Genomic DNA, 16912 nt, shown 5'->3' with positions numbered 1-16912 from the left:
ATGATCATCCAAGGCCTTGAGGACATCACCTTCGGGGTGATCGACAATCTGCTGATCTTCGCTCCGCCAGGTTCGGCCAAGAGCACATACGTCTCGCATCTGTTCCCGTCCTGGTACATGGCGGCGCATCCCAAGCACAACGTGTTGGCTGCGACGCACTCGGTTGAGTTTGCCGAGCGCTGGGGACGGAAGGTTCGCGGCGACGTTCGGGACAACGCGCTAACCCTCGGAATTGAGCCCGATCAAAGCAATCAGGCCGCGTCACGGTGGGCGCTGACGAGCGGAGGAGAATATTACGGCGTTGGCGCGGGTGTCGGCATCAGCGGATTCCGCGCCGATCTGGGCTTGATCGATGACCCGTTCGGCAGCCGCGAAGATGCTTGGTCGGAGACGGTCCGAGCAAAGCGCTGGGATTGGTACATTGACGACTTCTCGGCTCGTCTGAAACCCGGCGCCCGCCGTGTGATCATGCATACGCGCTGGCACGAGGAGGACATTGCAGGCCGCGTGCTTGCGCAAGTTAACAAGGGCATTCTGAATGCCCGTGTGATCTCGATCCCGGCAATTGCCGGCGAAGGTGATCTGCTTGGCCGAAAGCCTGGTGAATTTCTCTGGGACGACCCGAAGGGCTACAACTACGGCGCCTATCTGAGGCAGCGCAAGGCAGAGTCAACGCCCATGATGTGGGCCGCGCTCTACCAGCAGCAGCCGGCTCCGGAAGAGGGGGATTACTTCAAGTCGGATTGGTTGCGGCCGTACGACAAGGCGCCAGATCCGAAAACGCTAAGGGTCTACGGCGGTAGCGACTACGCTGTGACGGCTGACGGGGGCGACTACACCTGCCATGTGGTTGTCGGACTTGATCCTGAAGGCCGGATGTATCTGCTTGATCTTTGGCGTGGTCAGACCGCAGCGGATAGGTGGATCGAAGCGTTCTGTGACCTCGTAATCAAGTGGCGCCCGGTCGGCTGGGCAGAGGAAACAGGGCAGATCAGATCGGGCGTGGGCCCCTTCATAGATCGGAGGCAACGTGAGCGGAAAGCCTGGGTCGTCCGCGAGCAGTTCCCAACGCGGGGAGACAAAGCCGTCCGAGCTCAATCGATTCGCGGTCGCATGGCACTTGAAGGGCTATACGTACCTCACAACGCATCATGGTACGCCGATCTCCGGAGCGAGCTCCTTAGCTTTCCTGCCGGCAAGCACGACGATCAAGTCGATGCCCTTGGACTCGTAGGGCAGCTTTTGGACAAGATGGCCGATGGCGTCAGACCCGAAAAGAAGCGCGGTCACGATCTCCCGCGCAAGCCGGACTACTTCGGCAAATTTGATGGGGGTGATGACGAAGCCGGCGACGACTGGAAGGTCGCTTAATGGGTGAAGTCGTCGCGCTCGCTCAGTATCAGGAGCCGGCAGCTGCCGGGCAAATCGACTGGGCGAGCGAGCACGCGCGTTTGGTGTCCATGTTCGAGGAATCGGAGGATGCCGGCCGGCCGAACGTGCAGAAGGCCGAGCGTGATGTAGACTATTACGACGGCAAGCAGTGGACTGAGGAAGAGGTCAAGAAGCTCCGCAAGCGCGGCCAGGCTGCCTTGATGGACAACCACATCAAGCCGAAGATCAGGTTCTTGCAGGGCCTCGAGCAGAGCCGCCGCACCGATCCGAAAGCCTCGCCGCGCACGCCGCAGCATGAGCAGGATGCCAATTCTTGCACCGACGCGCTACGGTTTGTCTGCGACCAAAACAAGTTCAACAAGATCAGGTCCAAGGCCTTCAAGGACGTACTGTCCGCTGGCTGGGGCGGCTACGAGGTCACGGTTGAGCAACGGCCAGGGCGCCCGAACCCGGTCGTCATCGTTCGTCGCTGTCCTTGGGACCGCATGGGCTGGGACCCGTATTCCTCGGACGACATGTTCGAGGACGCGAACTACCGCTTCCTGGTGCTGTGGATGGACCGGGAGGAGGCTATTGCGCGCTACGGCGAGGGCGCGGGGCAGGTTTTCGATGAGACCGTGTCGTTTGGCCGGGCTGGCGGATCGTTTGACGACAAGCCTCGCATGACGACCTGGGTGGCCTATAACAAGCGCTGGCGCGTCCGCGTCGTGCAGCTGTATTTCAAGCACCTCGGCACGGGCCAAATTTGCTTTGCCGAGTTCACAAAGGGCGGGCTTCTCAATTATGGCCCGTCGCCGTGGCTTGACGAGTTCGGCCAGCCTGAAGATCCGTATGCCTGGGGATCGGCCAACGTCGATCGCGACAACAACCGCTATGGTGAAATCCGCGACCTGATCGACCTTCAGGACGGCATCAACCACCGCACGTCGAAGTTCCAGCATCTGATCTCGACACGGCAGACGTTTCGGACCGAGACCGCGCTAGGCTCGCAAAGTCCATTGGAGATGCGGCGCCAGTTGGCACGGCCGGACGGGGATGTGGTGCTGGCGCCTGGCGTAGAGTTCGGCAAGCACTTCGGCATCATCCCGACCGGGGATATGGCCGACAAGCAGTTCGAGCTGCTGCAGCAGCATGAAGCCCGCTTCCTCGCGCAGGGGCCAAACGCCTCGCTGATGGGGAAGGGCGGGGCCGATCAGTCGGGACGGGCCATCCTCGCCAATCAGCAGGGCGGCTCGATAGAGGCTCAGCCGGTTTACGACGTGCTGCATGAGATGGATCTGCAGCTCTACCGCAAGATCTGGAACCGCATTCGGCAGTTCTGGACCGCGCAGGACTGGATCCGGGTCACAGACGACATGCAGAACCTCCGCTGGGTCGGCATCAACGTCCCGATGATGGATCAGATGGGTAATCCAGTCATCAACCCGCAGACCGGGCAGCCCATCGTGCAGAACCAGCTGTCCCAGATCGACGTGGATATTGAGGTCGATGAGGCGCCGCACGCGGGCACGATGCAGGACGAGGAGTTCGGCAAGATGACCGAGCTCGCCAAGGTGTCGCCTGAAATGCAGCAGCTGCCCGCTGAGGCTTGGGTTGAGATGTCCAGCCTTCGCAACAAGGGCAAGATCATGAAGATCGTCCAGCAGCGGCGGCAGGCCAGCCCAGAGCAGCAGCAAGCGCAGCAGATCGCGTTGGCAGGCGAGGCGGCGAAGGTCGAGGAGACCAGGTCCAAGGTTGCCCTCAACCTGGCTCGGGCGGGCTCCGAAGGCATGCCGGACGGGCCGGGAGAGCCGCAGCTGCCGCCGGTCTTTGCCGCCGCCCAGGCCGCCGCAGAGATCAGGGACAAGAACGCCAGCGCGGGCCACAAGGAAGCGCAGACCAAAAAGACGCTCGCCGAAATTGGGCTTGCGATCGCGGATCATGGCCACCGGCTTCGCGAGACGCCGTCTTGGCAGGATCAGCAGCATTTCGATCAGCAGCAGAGCCGCGAAGCCGCGGCCAGCCGCCAACCAGCTCAGTAAAGCTTACCGCCGCCGGGATCCGGGCGATAGCGCCGCCAGCTTCAAGGGCGATGGCCGATGCCGGGCCTAATCGGGCGTCCGCAACTCACAGCGATATCGGAGAAGTGTCATGCAGGACTTGGATGCAATCATGGACTCGCGCCCGCAAGGGGGTGAGGAACAGAACGAGCAACAGCAGCAGCGCAATGACGGCCGCGATGAGCGCGGACGGTTCGCCAGCCAAGCCAGACAACAGGCCGAGCAGGAAGCCGCCCAGCAAGCTCAGCAGCAGCCCGAGGCGCCGCCGCAACAGCAGCAGAACGAGCAGGATAAGCCGCCGCCGGGGTACATTCCGGTACAGGCTTTCGACGCTCGGCTGGCAAAGGCCGAAGAGAAGTGGACCGGCGAGGTCACCAACCTACGCAGTCAGCTTGACCAGGCTCTGAACCAGCTAAGGCAGTTTCAGCAGAGGCCGGCGCAACCCGCCGCTCCGCCCACGCCGCCGCCGGATTTCTTCGAGAACCCGGATGCTGCCTTTGAGGCTCGTTTGCAGAAGGCTCTTTCGCCGCTGACCCAGGGTCTGGGCCAGACGCGTGAAGACTTCTCGCACATGATGGCAGTCGACAAGTTCGGAGAGGAAGCCGTTAGCCAAGCGATGAGCGACCTGACCGCCCGCGTGAACTCCAACCCGCAAGGGATGCAGGCCACGTACATGCGGATCATGAACAGCCGCCATCCCTACGGTGAACTCGTGCGCTGGCACAAGGAGCAGTCTGCGCTCACGACCTATGGCGATGATCCCGAGGCTTGGAGGAATTCCGAGCGCGAGAGGATCAAGGCCGAACTCCTTGCCGAGATGCAGGGCGGTCAACAGCAGCAGGCTCAGCAGCAGCCGCAGAACATGCCCACGTCATTTGCGCAGGCCCGCAACAATGGCCCTCGCGCTGCCGTGGCGTTCTCAGGCCCAAAACCACTCTCTGAAATCATGGGCGGGCGATAAGGCGCCTCGCTCTTAAGGAGCAAAGATGGCTGAGACTCGCGTCAATGCGAACTTGTCTCCCACGATCTGGGATGACGAGTTCTCGACTGAATTCTTCCAGTCCAATCCGTTCTCGCAGTATGCGGGAACGTCCCCCAACAACATTATCCGGATGAAGGAGGATTTCGCCTCCCGCCGTGGTAATGGCATCACCTTCGAGTTCATCACCAACTTGAAGCGCGGCACGATCTACGATCGTCAGCCGCTGCGGGGCCATGAGGATGTGCTCGGCGAGTACGGCGACAAGGCCTTCTGGCGCATGCGCAAGAAGGGCATCTCGCTGCACGAGCTCGACGTGGATCTGGCTGCGATCAACCTGCGCGACGCTGCCCGCACCACGCTCAAGACCTGGGCGAACGAGGATGTGAAGTGGGAAACCATCGATCGCCTCGGTGACGTAGGCTCGAACTGCGATGTTCCGTTCGATACGGCGACCACGACCGACAAGAACAACTGGGTCACGAACAACGCTGACCGGGTGCTGTTCGGCAACGGGACCGCCAACTACTCCACGACGTTCGCAACTGCGGCCGGCAACGTGGACACCACTAACGACATCTTCACGATGGATTCCGCGATCGACCTCAAGGCTATTGCGCTTTCGGCCAGCCCGCGCATTACGCCGATTGAGGTCAAGGAGCGCTCCAACCAGCGCTTCTTCGTTGCCTTCGTGCATCCTCGCATCATGCGTGACTACAAGAAGTCGGTGCGTGTGACCGAAACCCAGGTATCGGTCGTCAAGCGGAACGAGTCCATTTTCATGGGCGGCGACCGCGAGATGGACGGCGTGATTATCCACGAGGTGGACGACATGCCCGTCTATACCGGCATCGGCAACGGCGGCGCCAACGTCTATCCCGTCTACCTGTGCGGCCAGGAAGCACTCGGCTGGGCGATCAAGTCCCGCTACCGCTCCCGCGAGCAGGAAGACGACTACGGCCAGGTCGAAGGCCTCGGCATGTTCGGTAAGTGGGGCATGAAGAAGCTCTGCTACTCGTCCACCATCGGCGGCACTGACACGACCGTCTACGGCAAGCAGCGCGGCATCGTGACCGGCTTCTACGCCGCATCGAACCTGTAAGGAGGCCCTGAGCATGGGTAACTATTGGACCAATCCGGTTCGGCACCCGGAAGACACTGGCCTTCAGTTTGTCCGGCGCACCGTTACGTTCAACATGACGGACACCGGCAATGCGGCGATCGGCACCAGCCCGGGCATCCCGATCGGCGCGCTGGAGGCGGGCACCATCCCACTTTACTGCCATGTTACGATCGAGACCGCATTCAATGCGGCCACGACCAACGTGCTTGTGGTCGGCACCGTGGACGATGACGACGGATTCGCAACCTCCGCCGGCACTGCGTCTGGTGCTACCGGCTTCAAGGGCAACCTGACCGGCGCGCTCACCGGCATCCCGCTTGCGGCCGACAAGGTCGTCTATGCGAAGTATACGCAGTCGGGCACCGCGGCGACGACCGGCAAGGCCCATGTCGTGATGACCTTCGCAGTCAAGCGCGAGAACATCGGAACGGCTTGGCCGAACAACTGATTGGACGAGGGCCGCTGAGAGATCGGTGGCCCTCGTTTTCATTCAACCCTTTTGAAGGAGCCAGTCAGATGGCAGAGATCCAATCCACTCCGGCGGCTGATTCCGCCTATACCCCGGCTGATCCAGCGACCCGCCAGCAGCCGGTGGACAATCCGGACAATGGCAAGCTCAGCGTGACCTATCATCCGGCGCCGGGCGATCCGCAAACCGTCGAGGCCTACGGAACGACGTTCAAGGCTGGCGAAGCCAAGGAAGTCCGCCCCGAGCTTCGCAACAAGATCGCCGGCAACCCGATGTTCTCGATCGAAGGCGAGAAGACCTTCGGCGACGAACAGCGCGAAAAGGCTGAACGGGAAGCGAAAGTCGAGGACGAGGAAGACAACCTCACCTTCGATGACAATGTTCTCGCCAACCGTATGGAAGAATACGGCACCGCAGATCCCAACGTTGCGGATCAGATGCGGCGCGAAGGCGAGGCTACGTTTAATCGGCAGCCGCGACGCCGTGGTCGTCCCTCGAAGGACCGGCTGCGTGAGGAAGCCAAGGCCCGTGCTGAGGAGCACGAAGCTGATATGGCCGATATCCGCCGCGAGCAGAACGACGAGGCGAATGCCGAAGCCGAGCGCCAGGCTCAGATCAACGCCGCTCGCGCTGAGCAGCAGGGCCGCTGATGTCCAGGACGCGGGTCGATCTCGGAAACGCAGCACTTGAGCGGCTGAAAAAGCTGGTTGCCGGCGAATCGCCGGATGCAGTGACCGCTCAAGCTATTGACGACCGGATCGACCCGCTTGTCGCCAATCTCAACGCCCGGCAAGTGATCTATTTGCCGGACGCAGACGATATCCCAGACGAGATGTTTGATCCGCTTTCGCTCAGGCTCGCTTGGGCCGCTGCGGGCCGCTTCGGGGTGCCTCTTGATCAACTCCCCGATTGCCAGCCCGCGGTGACGGAGGCCGATCTGCGGGCCTTGGGCGGCACGGGAGCGAACAAGGGCGACGTGGTCGAGTTCGAGGACTTCTGATTGGTCGCCGTACCCTTTCCGCTGATCACGGCGCCGGGACGACAGGTCAATACATCGGGCGGACGCTTGATCAATGTCGTCCTGGAGCGGCTGAGCGACACTGCGGGGCAGAAGTACGCGTACTTCCGAGCTCCTGGGCTTGTGGCCTTCGGCACGGCGGGAGGAGCGAAATTCCGCGGGGCTCTACTCGTCGGGACGCTGATCTACGCGGTGTTCGACACGAAGGTCTACACGTTCCCGGCCGCTGGCGGAACCGGAACGCAGCTGACAGGCTCGGTTAACGGAACGGCTCTCGTGTTTATGGCGCGGGACAATGCGGCGAACCCTCATATCGTCATCGTGTCGCCTGGAGACGGTGCGTTCACGGTCGCGGGTGGGGTGGTCTCAACATATTCGGATCCGAACATCGGGCAGCCAAACGCGGTCACTTTCCTTCGGGGAGCCTTCGTTTTCACCTATGGCGACGGCACGACCAAGAATTCGAACACGAACTCACTGACGATCAACTCGCTGTCCAACGCGACGGCGGAGAGCAAGCCAGACACGCTCTATTGCCCAGTACCTCTCGGCAACGGCCAAGTGCTGCTCTGCGGGTCGAATTCCCTGGAGGTGTGGGGCGGGCAGAACGACACCGGCTATCTATTCAACTACATCGCCACCATCGACCGGGGCTTGGCCGGCCCCTACTGCATCTGCGGTCATGAGGACGGTTTTGGCAAAGGGCGCTTTCTGATCGGCGACGATAGCGGCGTTCACACCTTGAATGGATACCAGACCGTCAAGATATCCCCTGACGATCTGGACGACCTGATCGAGCAGCAGATTAAGATCGATCGAACGGCTCTCGTAATTACCTGCTTCATTGCGCGAGGCCATTCCTATGTCGCGGTACAGTCGCCGACTTGGTGCTGGCTCTACGATGTCGGATTACAGTGCTGGGTTGAGCGGCAGAGTTATCTGAAGACCTTTTGGCGGGCCGTGAAGCCCATCAACGCGTTCGGAAAGTGGATCTGCGGCGATAGTCTCGGCGGCAAGCTGCTGACCATTGATGGCTTCATACAGGACGAGATCGGCGATCCAATCCGGATGAGGATCGAAACTGGCCCGTTCGGCGCGTTCCCGTCTCCGCTGGCTGTCAACTCGCTCGAGCTCTACCTGACCAAGGGAGTCGGCATCGCGACAGGTTCCGATCCTGTGCAGACCGATCCGGATATTGAAGTTTCTGTCTCACGGGATGGCGGACAGACGTGGAGCAAGCCGCGGGTACTCAAAGTGGGTCGACAGTCCATCACGGCCGGTCGCGTGCGTTCGCATTTGTGGGGCCACGCCGATGTTCAGGGTGTCCGCTGGAGGTTTGATGCTTCATCGCCCGTCAACTTCGGCTTCATGGGCGCTGACATGATGGCGGATCGGCTGGCATGAAGAAGATCGAGCTTCCGGGCTACGACGTGCCCCTTGTGTTGTCCAATGGGCAGATGAACCCGGACTGGTACACGAAGCTGAAGGACATCGCGAACGCGATCAACGGCGGCATCCTTGGCGCAATCGACTTCGATAACAGCACGGCCATCACCAATGGCCAGGTTCCGGTGTGGGACGCCACGGCGAAGAAGTTCAAAGGCGGAGCCAACTGATGGCAGGATTTTTCGATACCCTGTTTGGCGGCGGCGCTGAGAAGGAAGCCGCGGCCAAGAACAAGCAGGAATATGCTGACTACCTTGCAAAGGGCACCGGCTATCTCGACTCCGGCCTGAAGAATTCCCTCAGCGCGCTCACAACGGCGAAGGGAGAGTTCGATCCGCTGATGGGCACCTATCAAGGTGCTCTGACGATGCTCGGCAACGCATACGGTTTGAACGGGGCCTCCGGGAATGAGGCTGCGAAGGCGGCATTCACGACCGCTCCCGGCTACGAGGCCGGCATCGATGCCGGGATTGACGTGCTCAATCGGCGCCGCGCGGCCGGCGGCATGCTCAGCAGCGGCAACGCTGACCTGGACGCGCTGACGTTCGGCCAGAACGCGCAGAACCAGCAGTGGGGGAATTGGCTGACCGGACTGACCGGCCTGAGTGACAAAGCTCTCACAGTCGCTGGTGCAAGGTCGGGCATCGATACCGGAATCGGCAATCTGTACCAGAACGACGCCACAAACCGCATCAGCCTTCAGGGTAACGTGACGAGCGGCAACGTCGGCGCGAACAACTTGCAGGCCCAGGGTGAGGCCGCTGGCGCAAAAAACCTGCTCGGGGCCGGTCTTGGGATCGCGTCTTTGGCAATGGGCGGCGGCGGTGGGCTTGGCGGGCTTGGATCAGCATTCACTCAGGCGGGCCAGCTCGCGACGGGCGGCGGCGCCTTCAGCTGGTTGAAGTAGCATGGCGATTAACCCGCTCCAGCTCCCGAGCTCGCAGGCCTTTGTCGGAGATCTCAACCTCGGCCAGTCGTTGGCCCAGCTTGGTCAGGTTTACAAGCAGGCTCAGAACCAGCAGAAGCTTTCGGATCTTGGCAAAGGCCTCGCTAATGGCACGCTCGACTATCGAGCAGCTGCGGCACAGACGGCCGACATGGGCGACGTGACGCACACCTTGCAGTTTCTCGCGCTCGCCGAGCAGCAACGCAAGGAAGCGCTTGGGCGTGAGGCGGATGCCAGGTTCGATCAAAGTCTAACGGGGCTCGGTGGTCTCTATGGCGCGAAGCCGGGTCCTGCCGTGCCCTTGCCCAACCCGACCCCTGTGCCAGGTGCGGCGCCGGCCGCCGCCATCCCGGCCGTAGCGCCCGGCGCTCCCGTGCCGTCGTCTCCGCGTGTCATGGGTGATGCAGAGGGTGTTGCTGCCGGCATCTATGATCCGCCCAAGGCCTCCGGCCAGCGCCCTCCGGTGCAGATGGCTGATGCGGGGTCGTTGCCGACAGTCACGGCTCCGGCCGCCGCGCCAGGCGCTGCCGTGACGGCGCCCGCCGGACAGATCGGTGCTGAAGCCGTTCCCGGCTTGATACAAGCCATGTCCTCCCGCAACGTTTCTCCCGAGCGGAAGGAAGTTGCGAAGATGCTGCTGACCGAGGCCTTCAAGAACATGAAGGAGCCGGAGAAGATCCAGACGCTGCGGGCGCTTCAGTCCAATCCCGCCTTGCTCGACGTGGAGAAGCAGCTTCGCGCCGCGGGGAAAACCGAGATAAACATCGATCAGAAGGGTGAAACCGCTCTTGCTCAGGAAGGTGGTAAGGCACTCGCCAAGCGCTTCGAGAAGCTGAGCGAAGAGGGCGATAATGCCAAGGCCGATCTCGCCTTGGTAGGGCAGCTTCGTGACCTGGGCGCCGTCGTCAAAACGGGTGCGCCGGCCGCGATCCAGAAGGCGTTGGCCGACTACGGCATCAAGGTCGGCGACAACGTCGGCGCTGTCGAAGCCTACAGCTCGATCATTGACAAGCTGACGCCGCAACAGCGGGTCCCAGGATCTGGTGCCACGTCGGATTATGAAGGCCGGATGTTCAAGAACAGCCTTCCCAAATTGATCAACACCCCGGAGGGCAATGAAATCATCAGCAACACGCTGGCTGGATTGGCCCAGTACAAGTTGGACCGGGCTGCAATCGCCGAAAAGGCGCTGACGCGCGAGATCACCCCGGCAGAGGCGCTCAAGCAGATGCGGGAGCTTCCGAGCCCGTATCAGAACTTCAAGGATTTCGCGAAAACGGGCTTCAAGGCTGATCCCACCAATCCCGCTTCCGCGACGATGCCAAATCCCAAGGCGCCTGACAACGTCCGCGAAGTGCCGATGACCAAGGTCGAGATCGATCAGTCACTTGCCAATGCGAAGGCGGCTATCGCCAGAAACCCAGCGGCCCGGGATGCGATCCTCAAGAAGCTCCGGGACAACAACATCGATCCGAGTGGGCTTTGAGCGGCGTTTTCGGATGTCTTCGATCAGCTGCTTGAACATCATGAAGATGAGCCAAGGGACGACGGTGGTCACGAACACGACCATGACGCCAAAGATTGCGACGGCGATGCCGTTTTTGCTTTCTGGAGTACCCCACGACATCGCCCAGCCGATCGTCGCAACGAAGATCGCGGCTTGAACCAGCTTCACGAGCGCTTGCCACATGCCTGCATTGACCTTTGATGAAGAAGTCGCTTCAGCGCGAACAAGGCCGAGCGAGCGCCTTTATGTGAGCCCGGCAAAGCCCGAGAAGAACGGTGGTGGTGGCGCCCTGACGTTTGATGATTTTGCACCAGCAGAATCTACCACGGACAAGGTCATCCGCTACGGCAAAGACATTGGGCTGTCCGCGATTTCCGGCCTTGACAAGGGCGTGGCAGGTCTGGCCGGGGCACCTGCTGACTTGGCGCTTCTGGCCCAGGAAGGTATCACCCGCGGGCAAGCCTATGTGCAAGGCCGTCCAGTTGATGAGGTGAGGGCAGAAAACGACCGAAATGCCGTCATTCCGCGGAGTGCTTTGGAGCCGTATACCGGCAAGGCATTTCATGAGTCTTCTCCGCTCTATTACGAGCCGCAGACCACGGCTGGTCGGTACACCAAGACTGGCGTGGAATTTGTCCCCTCCGCGCTCCTTGGCCCGGGGAACATGGCGCGCAACGCAATTGCACTCGGGCTGGTGCCGGGGGTGGCATCGGAAGCGGCGGGGCAAGCAACTGAAGGCACCCCATTTGAGCCGTGGGCACGCGCTGGCGCGGCTGTGGTCGCTGGAGCCACGGGACATTGGGCTACGGCGCCAAATGCTGCAGAAGCCGCTGTGGGTCGCGCCGCGCGTGGTGCGACGACTGCGCAGATCGATCAGGCTGAGCAACTGTTCCAAGCAGCTCAGCAGATGGGCGTTCCGATCACCAGGGCGGAAGCGCTCCAGCATGTGACCGGCGGCGCGACAAACCTCGGCAACCTGCAGCGCGTGGTGGAGGGCGCTGGAGAACTCCGCCCGTTCATGGCGCAGCGGCCGGGACAGGTTGAGGATGCAGCGCGGGTCGTCTTCGACAATCTGGCGCCGGCCGCTGCCGCTCCGAGCAATATCGGGCCTGCTATCGGCCAAGCGGCCCAAGGCACCGTCCAGGACGTGACGCAAGCGATCAACCGCCACACGCGACCGCTCTACCAGGCCGCCGAGCAGCAACGGGTCGGTCCGGCCGTCCATCAGGCGCTTGCCCAAGACCCTCTATATGCCCAGACCCTACAGGAGGTCCGCAACAATCCAGCCCTGAACCGCACGATCGAGCATCTGCCGGATGACAGCGTCGGCGTGATTGATCTTGTACAGCGGCGCATGAGGGAGCAGGCCGAAAATGCCCGTATGCCCGGCCAGGCTAATACCTCGAATCTTGCTGCGGCGAACTTCGAGGATGCGCGCACCGTGCCGATGACCGCGGCTGACACTGTCACCGGATCTCGGCCAGGCGTTCAGGGCGCCTACGAGGCCGCGCGCACGCAGCAGCAGGCCCTGCGCGACCAATACCTGCAGCCGCTTTTGAATGGACCGATTGGCCGGCTGGCTCAGAACGATCTCTCCACCAAGCGCGCTATCGACGTGCTTTTTCCAGCCAACCCATTGCCGCAAAGCCAGCGCGAGATTGAAACGGCCGTGCGAGCGGTAGCGCAGCGTAGCCCCCAAGCTGCTACCCAGCTCGTGCGGGCGCATGTTGAGCAGACATTCAATGAGGCCGTTCAGCGCTTGCAGTCGGGCGCGAATGAGTTCGGCGGGGCCGGCTTTGCAGCCGTGCTGCGCGGAAACCCCCAGCAGGCGGCGAACCTCGAGGCTGCAATCACTGCACTCCGTGGCGGACAGGCGTACCAAGGTTTTGACCGCTTCCTCAACATCCTTGAAGCGCAGGGCAACCGCCAGCGCATTGGCTCGCAGACGGCGTTCAATCAAGAGGTCCAGCGCGAGCTCAAGAACGGCGGGACTGTCGCCGAGGCTCTAACTGGCGTGGCGTCCGGCGGCCTCAAGCTACCGTCGAAGATCAACCAGCGCATCGAACAATGGCGCATGGGTGGCAACGTCGCTCAGATTGCCGATCTCCTGACCAATCCGGCCGCCGCGACGCTCTTCCGGCAGCTCGCGACCGCCCCGCCGCAATCAGCTCGAGCTGCAGCCATCACGACCCGCCTTGTCTATCTCGGCGAACGCGCTCGGGAAGACAGAAAGTAGGACCTCACACATGACCGCTCGGATCTACGCTGCGCTCGCGGCGCTCTTTCTGCTGGCAGCAAGCGCTCATGGGGCCGGCACATTACCCGGCTTCTCGCTCACGCCGCAGTTCGATAAAACCGGGAAGGTCGCCATCGGGTGTAAGGCCTACACGATCCAGGCTGGCACCACCGCGACACCGCAGAACAGCTATCAGGACTCGGCTCTAACAATCCCGCAGCCGAACCCTATCCCGTGCGACTCGACCGGGCGTCTGCCGCAGTTCTTCCTCGCGGATGGTCAGATCAAAATCCGCGTGGTCGACAAGAACGGCCTTGATATCTTTGTCGGCGACAACCTTTTGGTTCTCGGCCCGAGCTCTGGCGGTGGCGGTGGTGGTGGCAGCGTCGACCCGACGACCATCCTTCAGACCGGCCACGTCATTCAGATGTATGGTACAGGCGCCTTGAGCGGGTTCGTTCGGGCGAATGGCCGGACGATCGGATCGGCGACATCCGGCGCAACTGAGCGCGCGAATGCCGATACACAAGCGCTGTTCCAATATCTCTGGGGGGCCGATGCAAACCTTGCGGTCAGTGGTGGCCGTGGAGCTTCGGCGGCTGCCGATTGGGCGGCAAACAAGACGATCGCGCTGCCGGATGCTCGAGGTCGCGTCATTGCCGGTCTCGACGATATGGGCAATTCGGCGGCGGGTCGACTGACCAGCGTCGGGCTTGGTGTCAGCGGGACCGTGCTCGGCAATGGCGGCGCGAGCGAGACCGTTGCGTTGACCCTGCCGAACCTTCCGCCCATCACACCGTCTGGAACGGTGAGTGTTGCTGCCTCCTCTGTGCCGTTTCGGTTTGCCGTGATCCCTGTAGGCGGCGGCTCCAGCGTCACCGTCATCGACCAGATTTCGTTTGTTGGAAACAACGGCAGCACATCCCTCGGTGCACCATCAGCTTCATTCACCGGCAGCGTTGGCGGCGGGTCGAGCACGCCGTTCTCTCGCGTCCAGCCGACCATCCTCATGACCACGTATATCAAGCTTTAGGAGACAACCCGAATGTCAGTGGTCTACTCGAACACGGTCAAGGACAACAGGTTGAATGTCGTCAACGACGCGGTGAATTCAAAGACCTATGCTGCTGGGACCGGATCAGGGTCCGCCGGATCGCTTGTGATCGGAACGTCGAGCTTATCGGGCGCGACCGGCGTCCTGGCCACTATTCCACTGCAAAACCCGGCTTTTACCGTTGGGTCTCAAGTGCTGAACCTCGCCGGCACTCCACTATCCGCGACGGCCAGCGCGGGCGGTACGGCAGCAAAAGCGGAGATCCGCAACAACGCCGGTACCGTCATTGTTTCCGGACTCACGGTCGGGACCTCAGGGACGGATGTCATTCTTGGCACCACAACCATTGCCTCAGGCGGGACCGTGACGGTTACGTCTGGCACGATCACGCACGGCTAGCAGAGGCACGCTATGGCAATCACAAATCCTGAAGCCGTGCGCTTCGTCAATGAGCAGGTACGCCCCCTGTGCGAGAAGGCGCGCGCGCTGTCGGCTGAGATCTCCGCGATGCAGACGCTATGGTTCGGTGGCCTCGACGCAAAGTTTCCGAACGACACCACTGCGCTCGATGACGGGCGCGAAGGGCAGGGCGTGTCGCGCCTGACTGGAGCGCAGGTGCAGCTCGCCGTTGGCGTGCTGATCGCGATGCTCGGCCAGGCCAATGCCGAGATCATCGCCAAGCCATGCGTTCGGCCACTGTCGGCTTCCTAAAGGGCCGCAAGCGATGGCGCTCAACGCCGCATTCGTTTTCGAGGTCCGGCTGACTGGCGACGACACCAACGGTGGCGGCTTCAAAGCCGGCGCCACTGGCGCGGATCGCTCGCAGTCGGACACGCCTTGGGCGACGTTAACCAGCGCGTCCGTGGTGCACAGCACGACGACGCAGCTGAACGTGAATGCTGCGGACTACACCGTAACGGCCGCGGATGTCGGCAATGCGGTGCAGATCGCTGGTGGAACAGCGACGGCTGGGGTGTACGAGATCACGGCCGCTGATACCGTCAACAATCGCTGGACCGTCGATCGGTCGCTCGGGACGGCCGGCCAGACGTGTCCCGGCAAGATGGGAGGCGCGTTCGCATCGCCTGGCAAGGCGGCCGGCGTCGCGACTGTCGCCGGCATGACCGTGTTTATCAAGTACAATGCATCGCCCTATGTAGCGACGACGGCGTCGACAAACGTTTCTGGAGGGATCGTTTCCGGGACGGCGGGAACGGCCTATGTCGGGTATGACACGACGCGGGCCATGTGGGTGTGGCCGGTACAGGCCAACAGGCCGACATTCCAGCTCGGCGCCGGCGTGACGGGCGTTCCGCTGTTCGGCAACTTGAACGCCAATTACCACGTACAGCATATCATTCTCGATGCGAATTCGCAGACCGGCAGCCGCTGCACGCAGATGTCGGGCATCTTGTACTACGTCAAGGGAATGAACGGGGTCGCCGGCGGTCTGATTCAGAACTCGAACGGCATCGCAATCCTATGTGAGGTGACGGGCTGCGTAGCAATCCCGATCAACTTCTTTACGTGCCTTTGGTGCGTCGCCCACGACAACGGTCTGGCAGTGACGCTGAACCAGGGGGCTTTTGCGACGTCTGGCACCGGATCGCTGTGCTACGCATGCATTTCCTACAGCAACAATTGCGATGGATATAGCAGTTCCTGCTATCTGGTGAATTGCGTTTCCTATGGGAATGGAGGGATGGGCTTTAACCCCGTCAACTTCTCCGGGGCCGTCTACATCAACTGCATCGCGGAAGCGAATGGAGCCTATGGCTATCGCCTCAATGCGGGCACGCTGTCGCTCATCAATTGCGCGGACTACAACAACACGTCAGGGCGCTCGCAAATCGCAGGCGGCAAGTTCTGGGGCGACCTGTTGCCGATCTCCGGCTCTTCGTCATTCTTCGTCAATGCGGCATCGCTCGACTTCCGCCTCAATAGCGACGCTGGCGGCGGCGCGCTGCTGCGCGGCGCATCGTTCCCAGCCTCGTTCCCAGTGCCTGCCAACAGCAATTTCCTCGACGTCGGCGCGCTGCAGCACCTCGACGCCGGCGGTGGCTCTGCTGGAATTCTCGTTCACCCCGGCATGCGCGGAGGCATGATCTAACATGCGGATCATCACCAAGGGTGCAACGAGCCAAACGGTCTATTTCGACCTCCTGGATTCGAGTTCGACCACCGGAGGGCGCAAGACGGGGCTGGCGTACAATACCTCAGGGCTTACCGCATACTATGTCCGCAGCGGTGCGTCGCCAACAGCGATTACGCTGGCGACGCTCGCCGCAGCGAACTCAGCGTGGTCATCTGGCGGCTTCAAGGAAGTTGATGCGACCAACATGCCGGGGCTCTATCGCCTCGACATTCCGGACGCGGCGCTAGCAACAGGCGCGGGTGACAGCGTTGTCGTCACTCTCAAGGGAACCGGCGTTGTGCAAGCCTCCATGGCAATCCAGCTCGCCTCGTTCGATCTGCAGAGTTCGTTCGATTTTGCCAAGGGCAGCGTAGCCATGACGGAATCCTACGCTGCAAATGGAGCGCAGCCGACGCCGATACAGGCGCTCTACGCAATCCACCAGATGCTCATGAGCTTTGCCATTTCTGGGACGAGCCAAACGGTGAGGAAGCTGGATAACTCAACAACGGCGTTCACGGCCACGCTTAACGACGGGACCAACCCGACCGCGATCTCAAGGTAGTCCG

18 protein-coding genes are annotated in these 16912 nt (G+C 61.8%); all 18 read left to right on the top strand.

Going from position 1 to position 16912, the window contains the following annotated elements:
- The 18 genes from terL (at nucleotide 1) to AC3WLX_RS11335 (ending at nucleotide 16908) form a co-directional block, all read left to right on the top strand.
- Complete coding sequence (terL, locus tag AC3WLX_RS11420; RefSeq protein WP_492335989.1) at nucleotides 1-1371, top strand: phage terminase large subunit; 1371 nt, start codon at nucleotides 1-3, stop codon at nucleotides 1369-1371.
- Nucleotides 1371-3413, top strand: coding sequence for a portal protein (locus AC3WLX_RS11415; RefSeq protein ID WP_492335988.1), 2043 nt, complete (start codon nucleotides 1371-1373; stop codon nucleotides 3411-3413). The genes terL and AC3WLX_RS11415 overlap by 1 nt, the downstream gene beginning before the upstream one ends.
- Before the next feature lie 109 nt (nucleotides 3414-3522).
- Entirely contained in the window at nucleotides 3523-4392 is an 870-nt protein-coding gene (locus AC3WLX_RS11410; protein ID WP_492335987.1) for a hypothetical protein, read from the top strand.
- 25 nt (nucleotides 4393-4417) lie between these two features.
- Complete coding sequence (locus AC3WLX_RS11405; RefSeq protein WP_492335986.1) at nucleotides 4418-5512, top strand: phage capsid family protein; 1095 nt, start codon at nucleotides 4418-4420, stop codon at nucleotides 5510-5512.
- Between the two features lie 13 nt (nucleotides 5513-5525).
- Nucleotides 5526-5981: a hypothetical protein gene (locus tag AC3WLX_RS11400; protein ID WP_492335985.1), complete on the top strand. Its 456-nt coding sequence runs from the start codon at nucleotides 5526-5528 to the stop codon at nucleotides 5979-5981.
- 68 nt (nucleotides 5982-6049) lie between these two features.
- On the top strand, nucleotides 6050-6652 hold the full coding sequence (locus AC3WLX_RS11395; RefSeq protein WP_492335984.1) for a hypothetical protein: 603 nt from the start codon (nucleotides 6050-6052) through the stop codon (nucleotides 6650-6652).
- The gene (locus tag AC3WLX_RS11390) at nucleotides 6652-7002 is read left to right on the top strand and encodes a hypothetical protein (RefSeq protein ID WP_492335983.1); all 351 of its coding nucleotides are present in this window, start codon (nucleotides 6652-6654) and stop codon (nucleotides 7000-7002) included. Before AC3WLX_RS11395 ends, AC3WLX_RS11390 begins: the two co-directional genes overlap by 1 nt.
- Nucleotides 7003-8424 carry a packaged DNA stabilization protein gene (locus AC3WLX_RS11385; RefSeq protein WP_492335982.1) on the top strand — a complete coding sequence of 474 codons (1422 nt, stop codon included), beginning with the start codon at nucleotides 7003-7005 and terminating at the stop codon, nucleotides 8422-8424.
- A complete protein-coding gene (locus AC3WLX_RS11380; protein ID WP_492335981.1) occupies nucleotides 8421-8636 on the top strand; it encodes a hypothetical protein in 216 nt (71 codons plus the stop codon). The genes AC3WLX_RS11385 and AC3WLX_RS11380 overlap by 4 nt, the downstream gene beginning before the upstream one ends.
- Nucleotides 8636-9373 carry a hypothetical protein gene (locus AC3WLX_RS11375; RefSeq protein WP_492335980.1) on the top strand — a complete coding sequence of 246 codons (738 nt, stop codon included), beginning with the start codon at nucleotides 8636-8638 and terminating at the stop codon, nucleotides 9371-9373. The genes AC3WLX_RS11380 and AC3WLX_RS11375 overlap by 1 nt, the downstream gene beginning before the upstream one ends.
- A gap of 1 nt (nucleotide 9374) precedes the next feature.
- Nucleotides 9375-10898: a hypothetical protein gene (locus AC3WLX_RS11370; RefSeq protein WP_492335979.1), complete on the top strand. Its 1524-nt coding sequence runs from the start codon at nucleotides 9375-9377 to the stop codon at nucleotides 10896-10898.
- Between the two features lie 31 nt (nucleotides 10899-10929).
- The gene (locus AC3WLX_RS11365; RefSeq protein ID WP_492335978.1) at nucleotides 10930-11076 is read left to right on the top strand and encodes a hypothetical protein; all 147 of its coding nucleotides are present in this window, start codon (nucleotides 10930-10932) and stop codon (nucleotides 11074-11076) included.
- Nucleotides 11077-11100: 24 nt separating this feature from the next.
- On the top strand, nucleotides 11101-13155 hold the full coding sequence (locus AC3WLX_RS11360) for a hypothetical protein (RefSeq protein ID WP_492335977.1): 2055 nt from the start codon (nucleotides 11101-11103) through the stop codon (nucleotides 13153-13155).
- A gap of 10 nt (nucleotides 13156-13165) precedes the next feature.
- Nucleotides 13166-14188 carry a hypothetical protein gene (locus tag AC3WLX_RS11355; RefSeq protein ID WP_492335976.1) on the top strand — a complete coding sequence of 341 codons (1023 nt, stop codon included), beginning with the start codon at nucleotides 13166-13168 and terminating at the stop codon, nucleotides 14186-14188.
- Nucleotides 14189-14200: 12 nt separating this feature from the next.
- On the top strand, nucleotides 14201-14608 hold the full coding sequence (locus AC3WLX_RS11350; RefSeq protein WP_492335975.1) for a hypothetical protein: 408 nt from the start codon (nucleotides 14201-14203) through the stop codon (nucleotides 14606-14608).
- A gap of 12 nt (nucleotides 14609-14620) precedes the next feature.
- Nucleotides 14621-14920, top strand: a complete 300-nt coding sequence (locus AC3WLX_RS11345) for a hypothetical protein (protein ID WP_492335974.1) — start codon at nucleotides 14621-14623, stop codon at nucleotides 14918-14920.
- Nucleotides 14921-14933: 13 nt separating this feature from the next.
- A complete protein-coding gene (locus tag AC3WLX_RS11340) occupies nucleotides 14934-16319 on the top strand; it encodes a three-fingered domain-containing protein (RefSeq protein ID WP_492335973.1) in 1386 nt (461 codons plus the stop codon).
- A 1-nt stretch (nucleotide 16320) separates the two neighbouring features.
- Entirely contained in the window at nucleotides 16321-16908 is a 588-nt protein-coding gene (locus AC3WLX_RS11335) for a hypothetical protein (protein ID WP_492335972.1), read from the top strand.
- The last annotated feature ends 4 nt before the right edge of the window (nucleotides 16909-16912 follow it).

It is taken from the genome of Bradyrhizobium sp. FW305-F6 (genome assembly GCF_058782905.1).
Note: the sequence above shows the minus strand (reverse complement) of the source record. Positions and strands in the feature narration are given on the sequence as shown.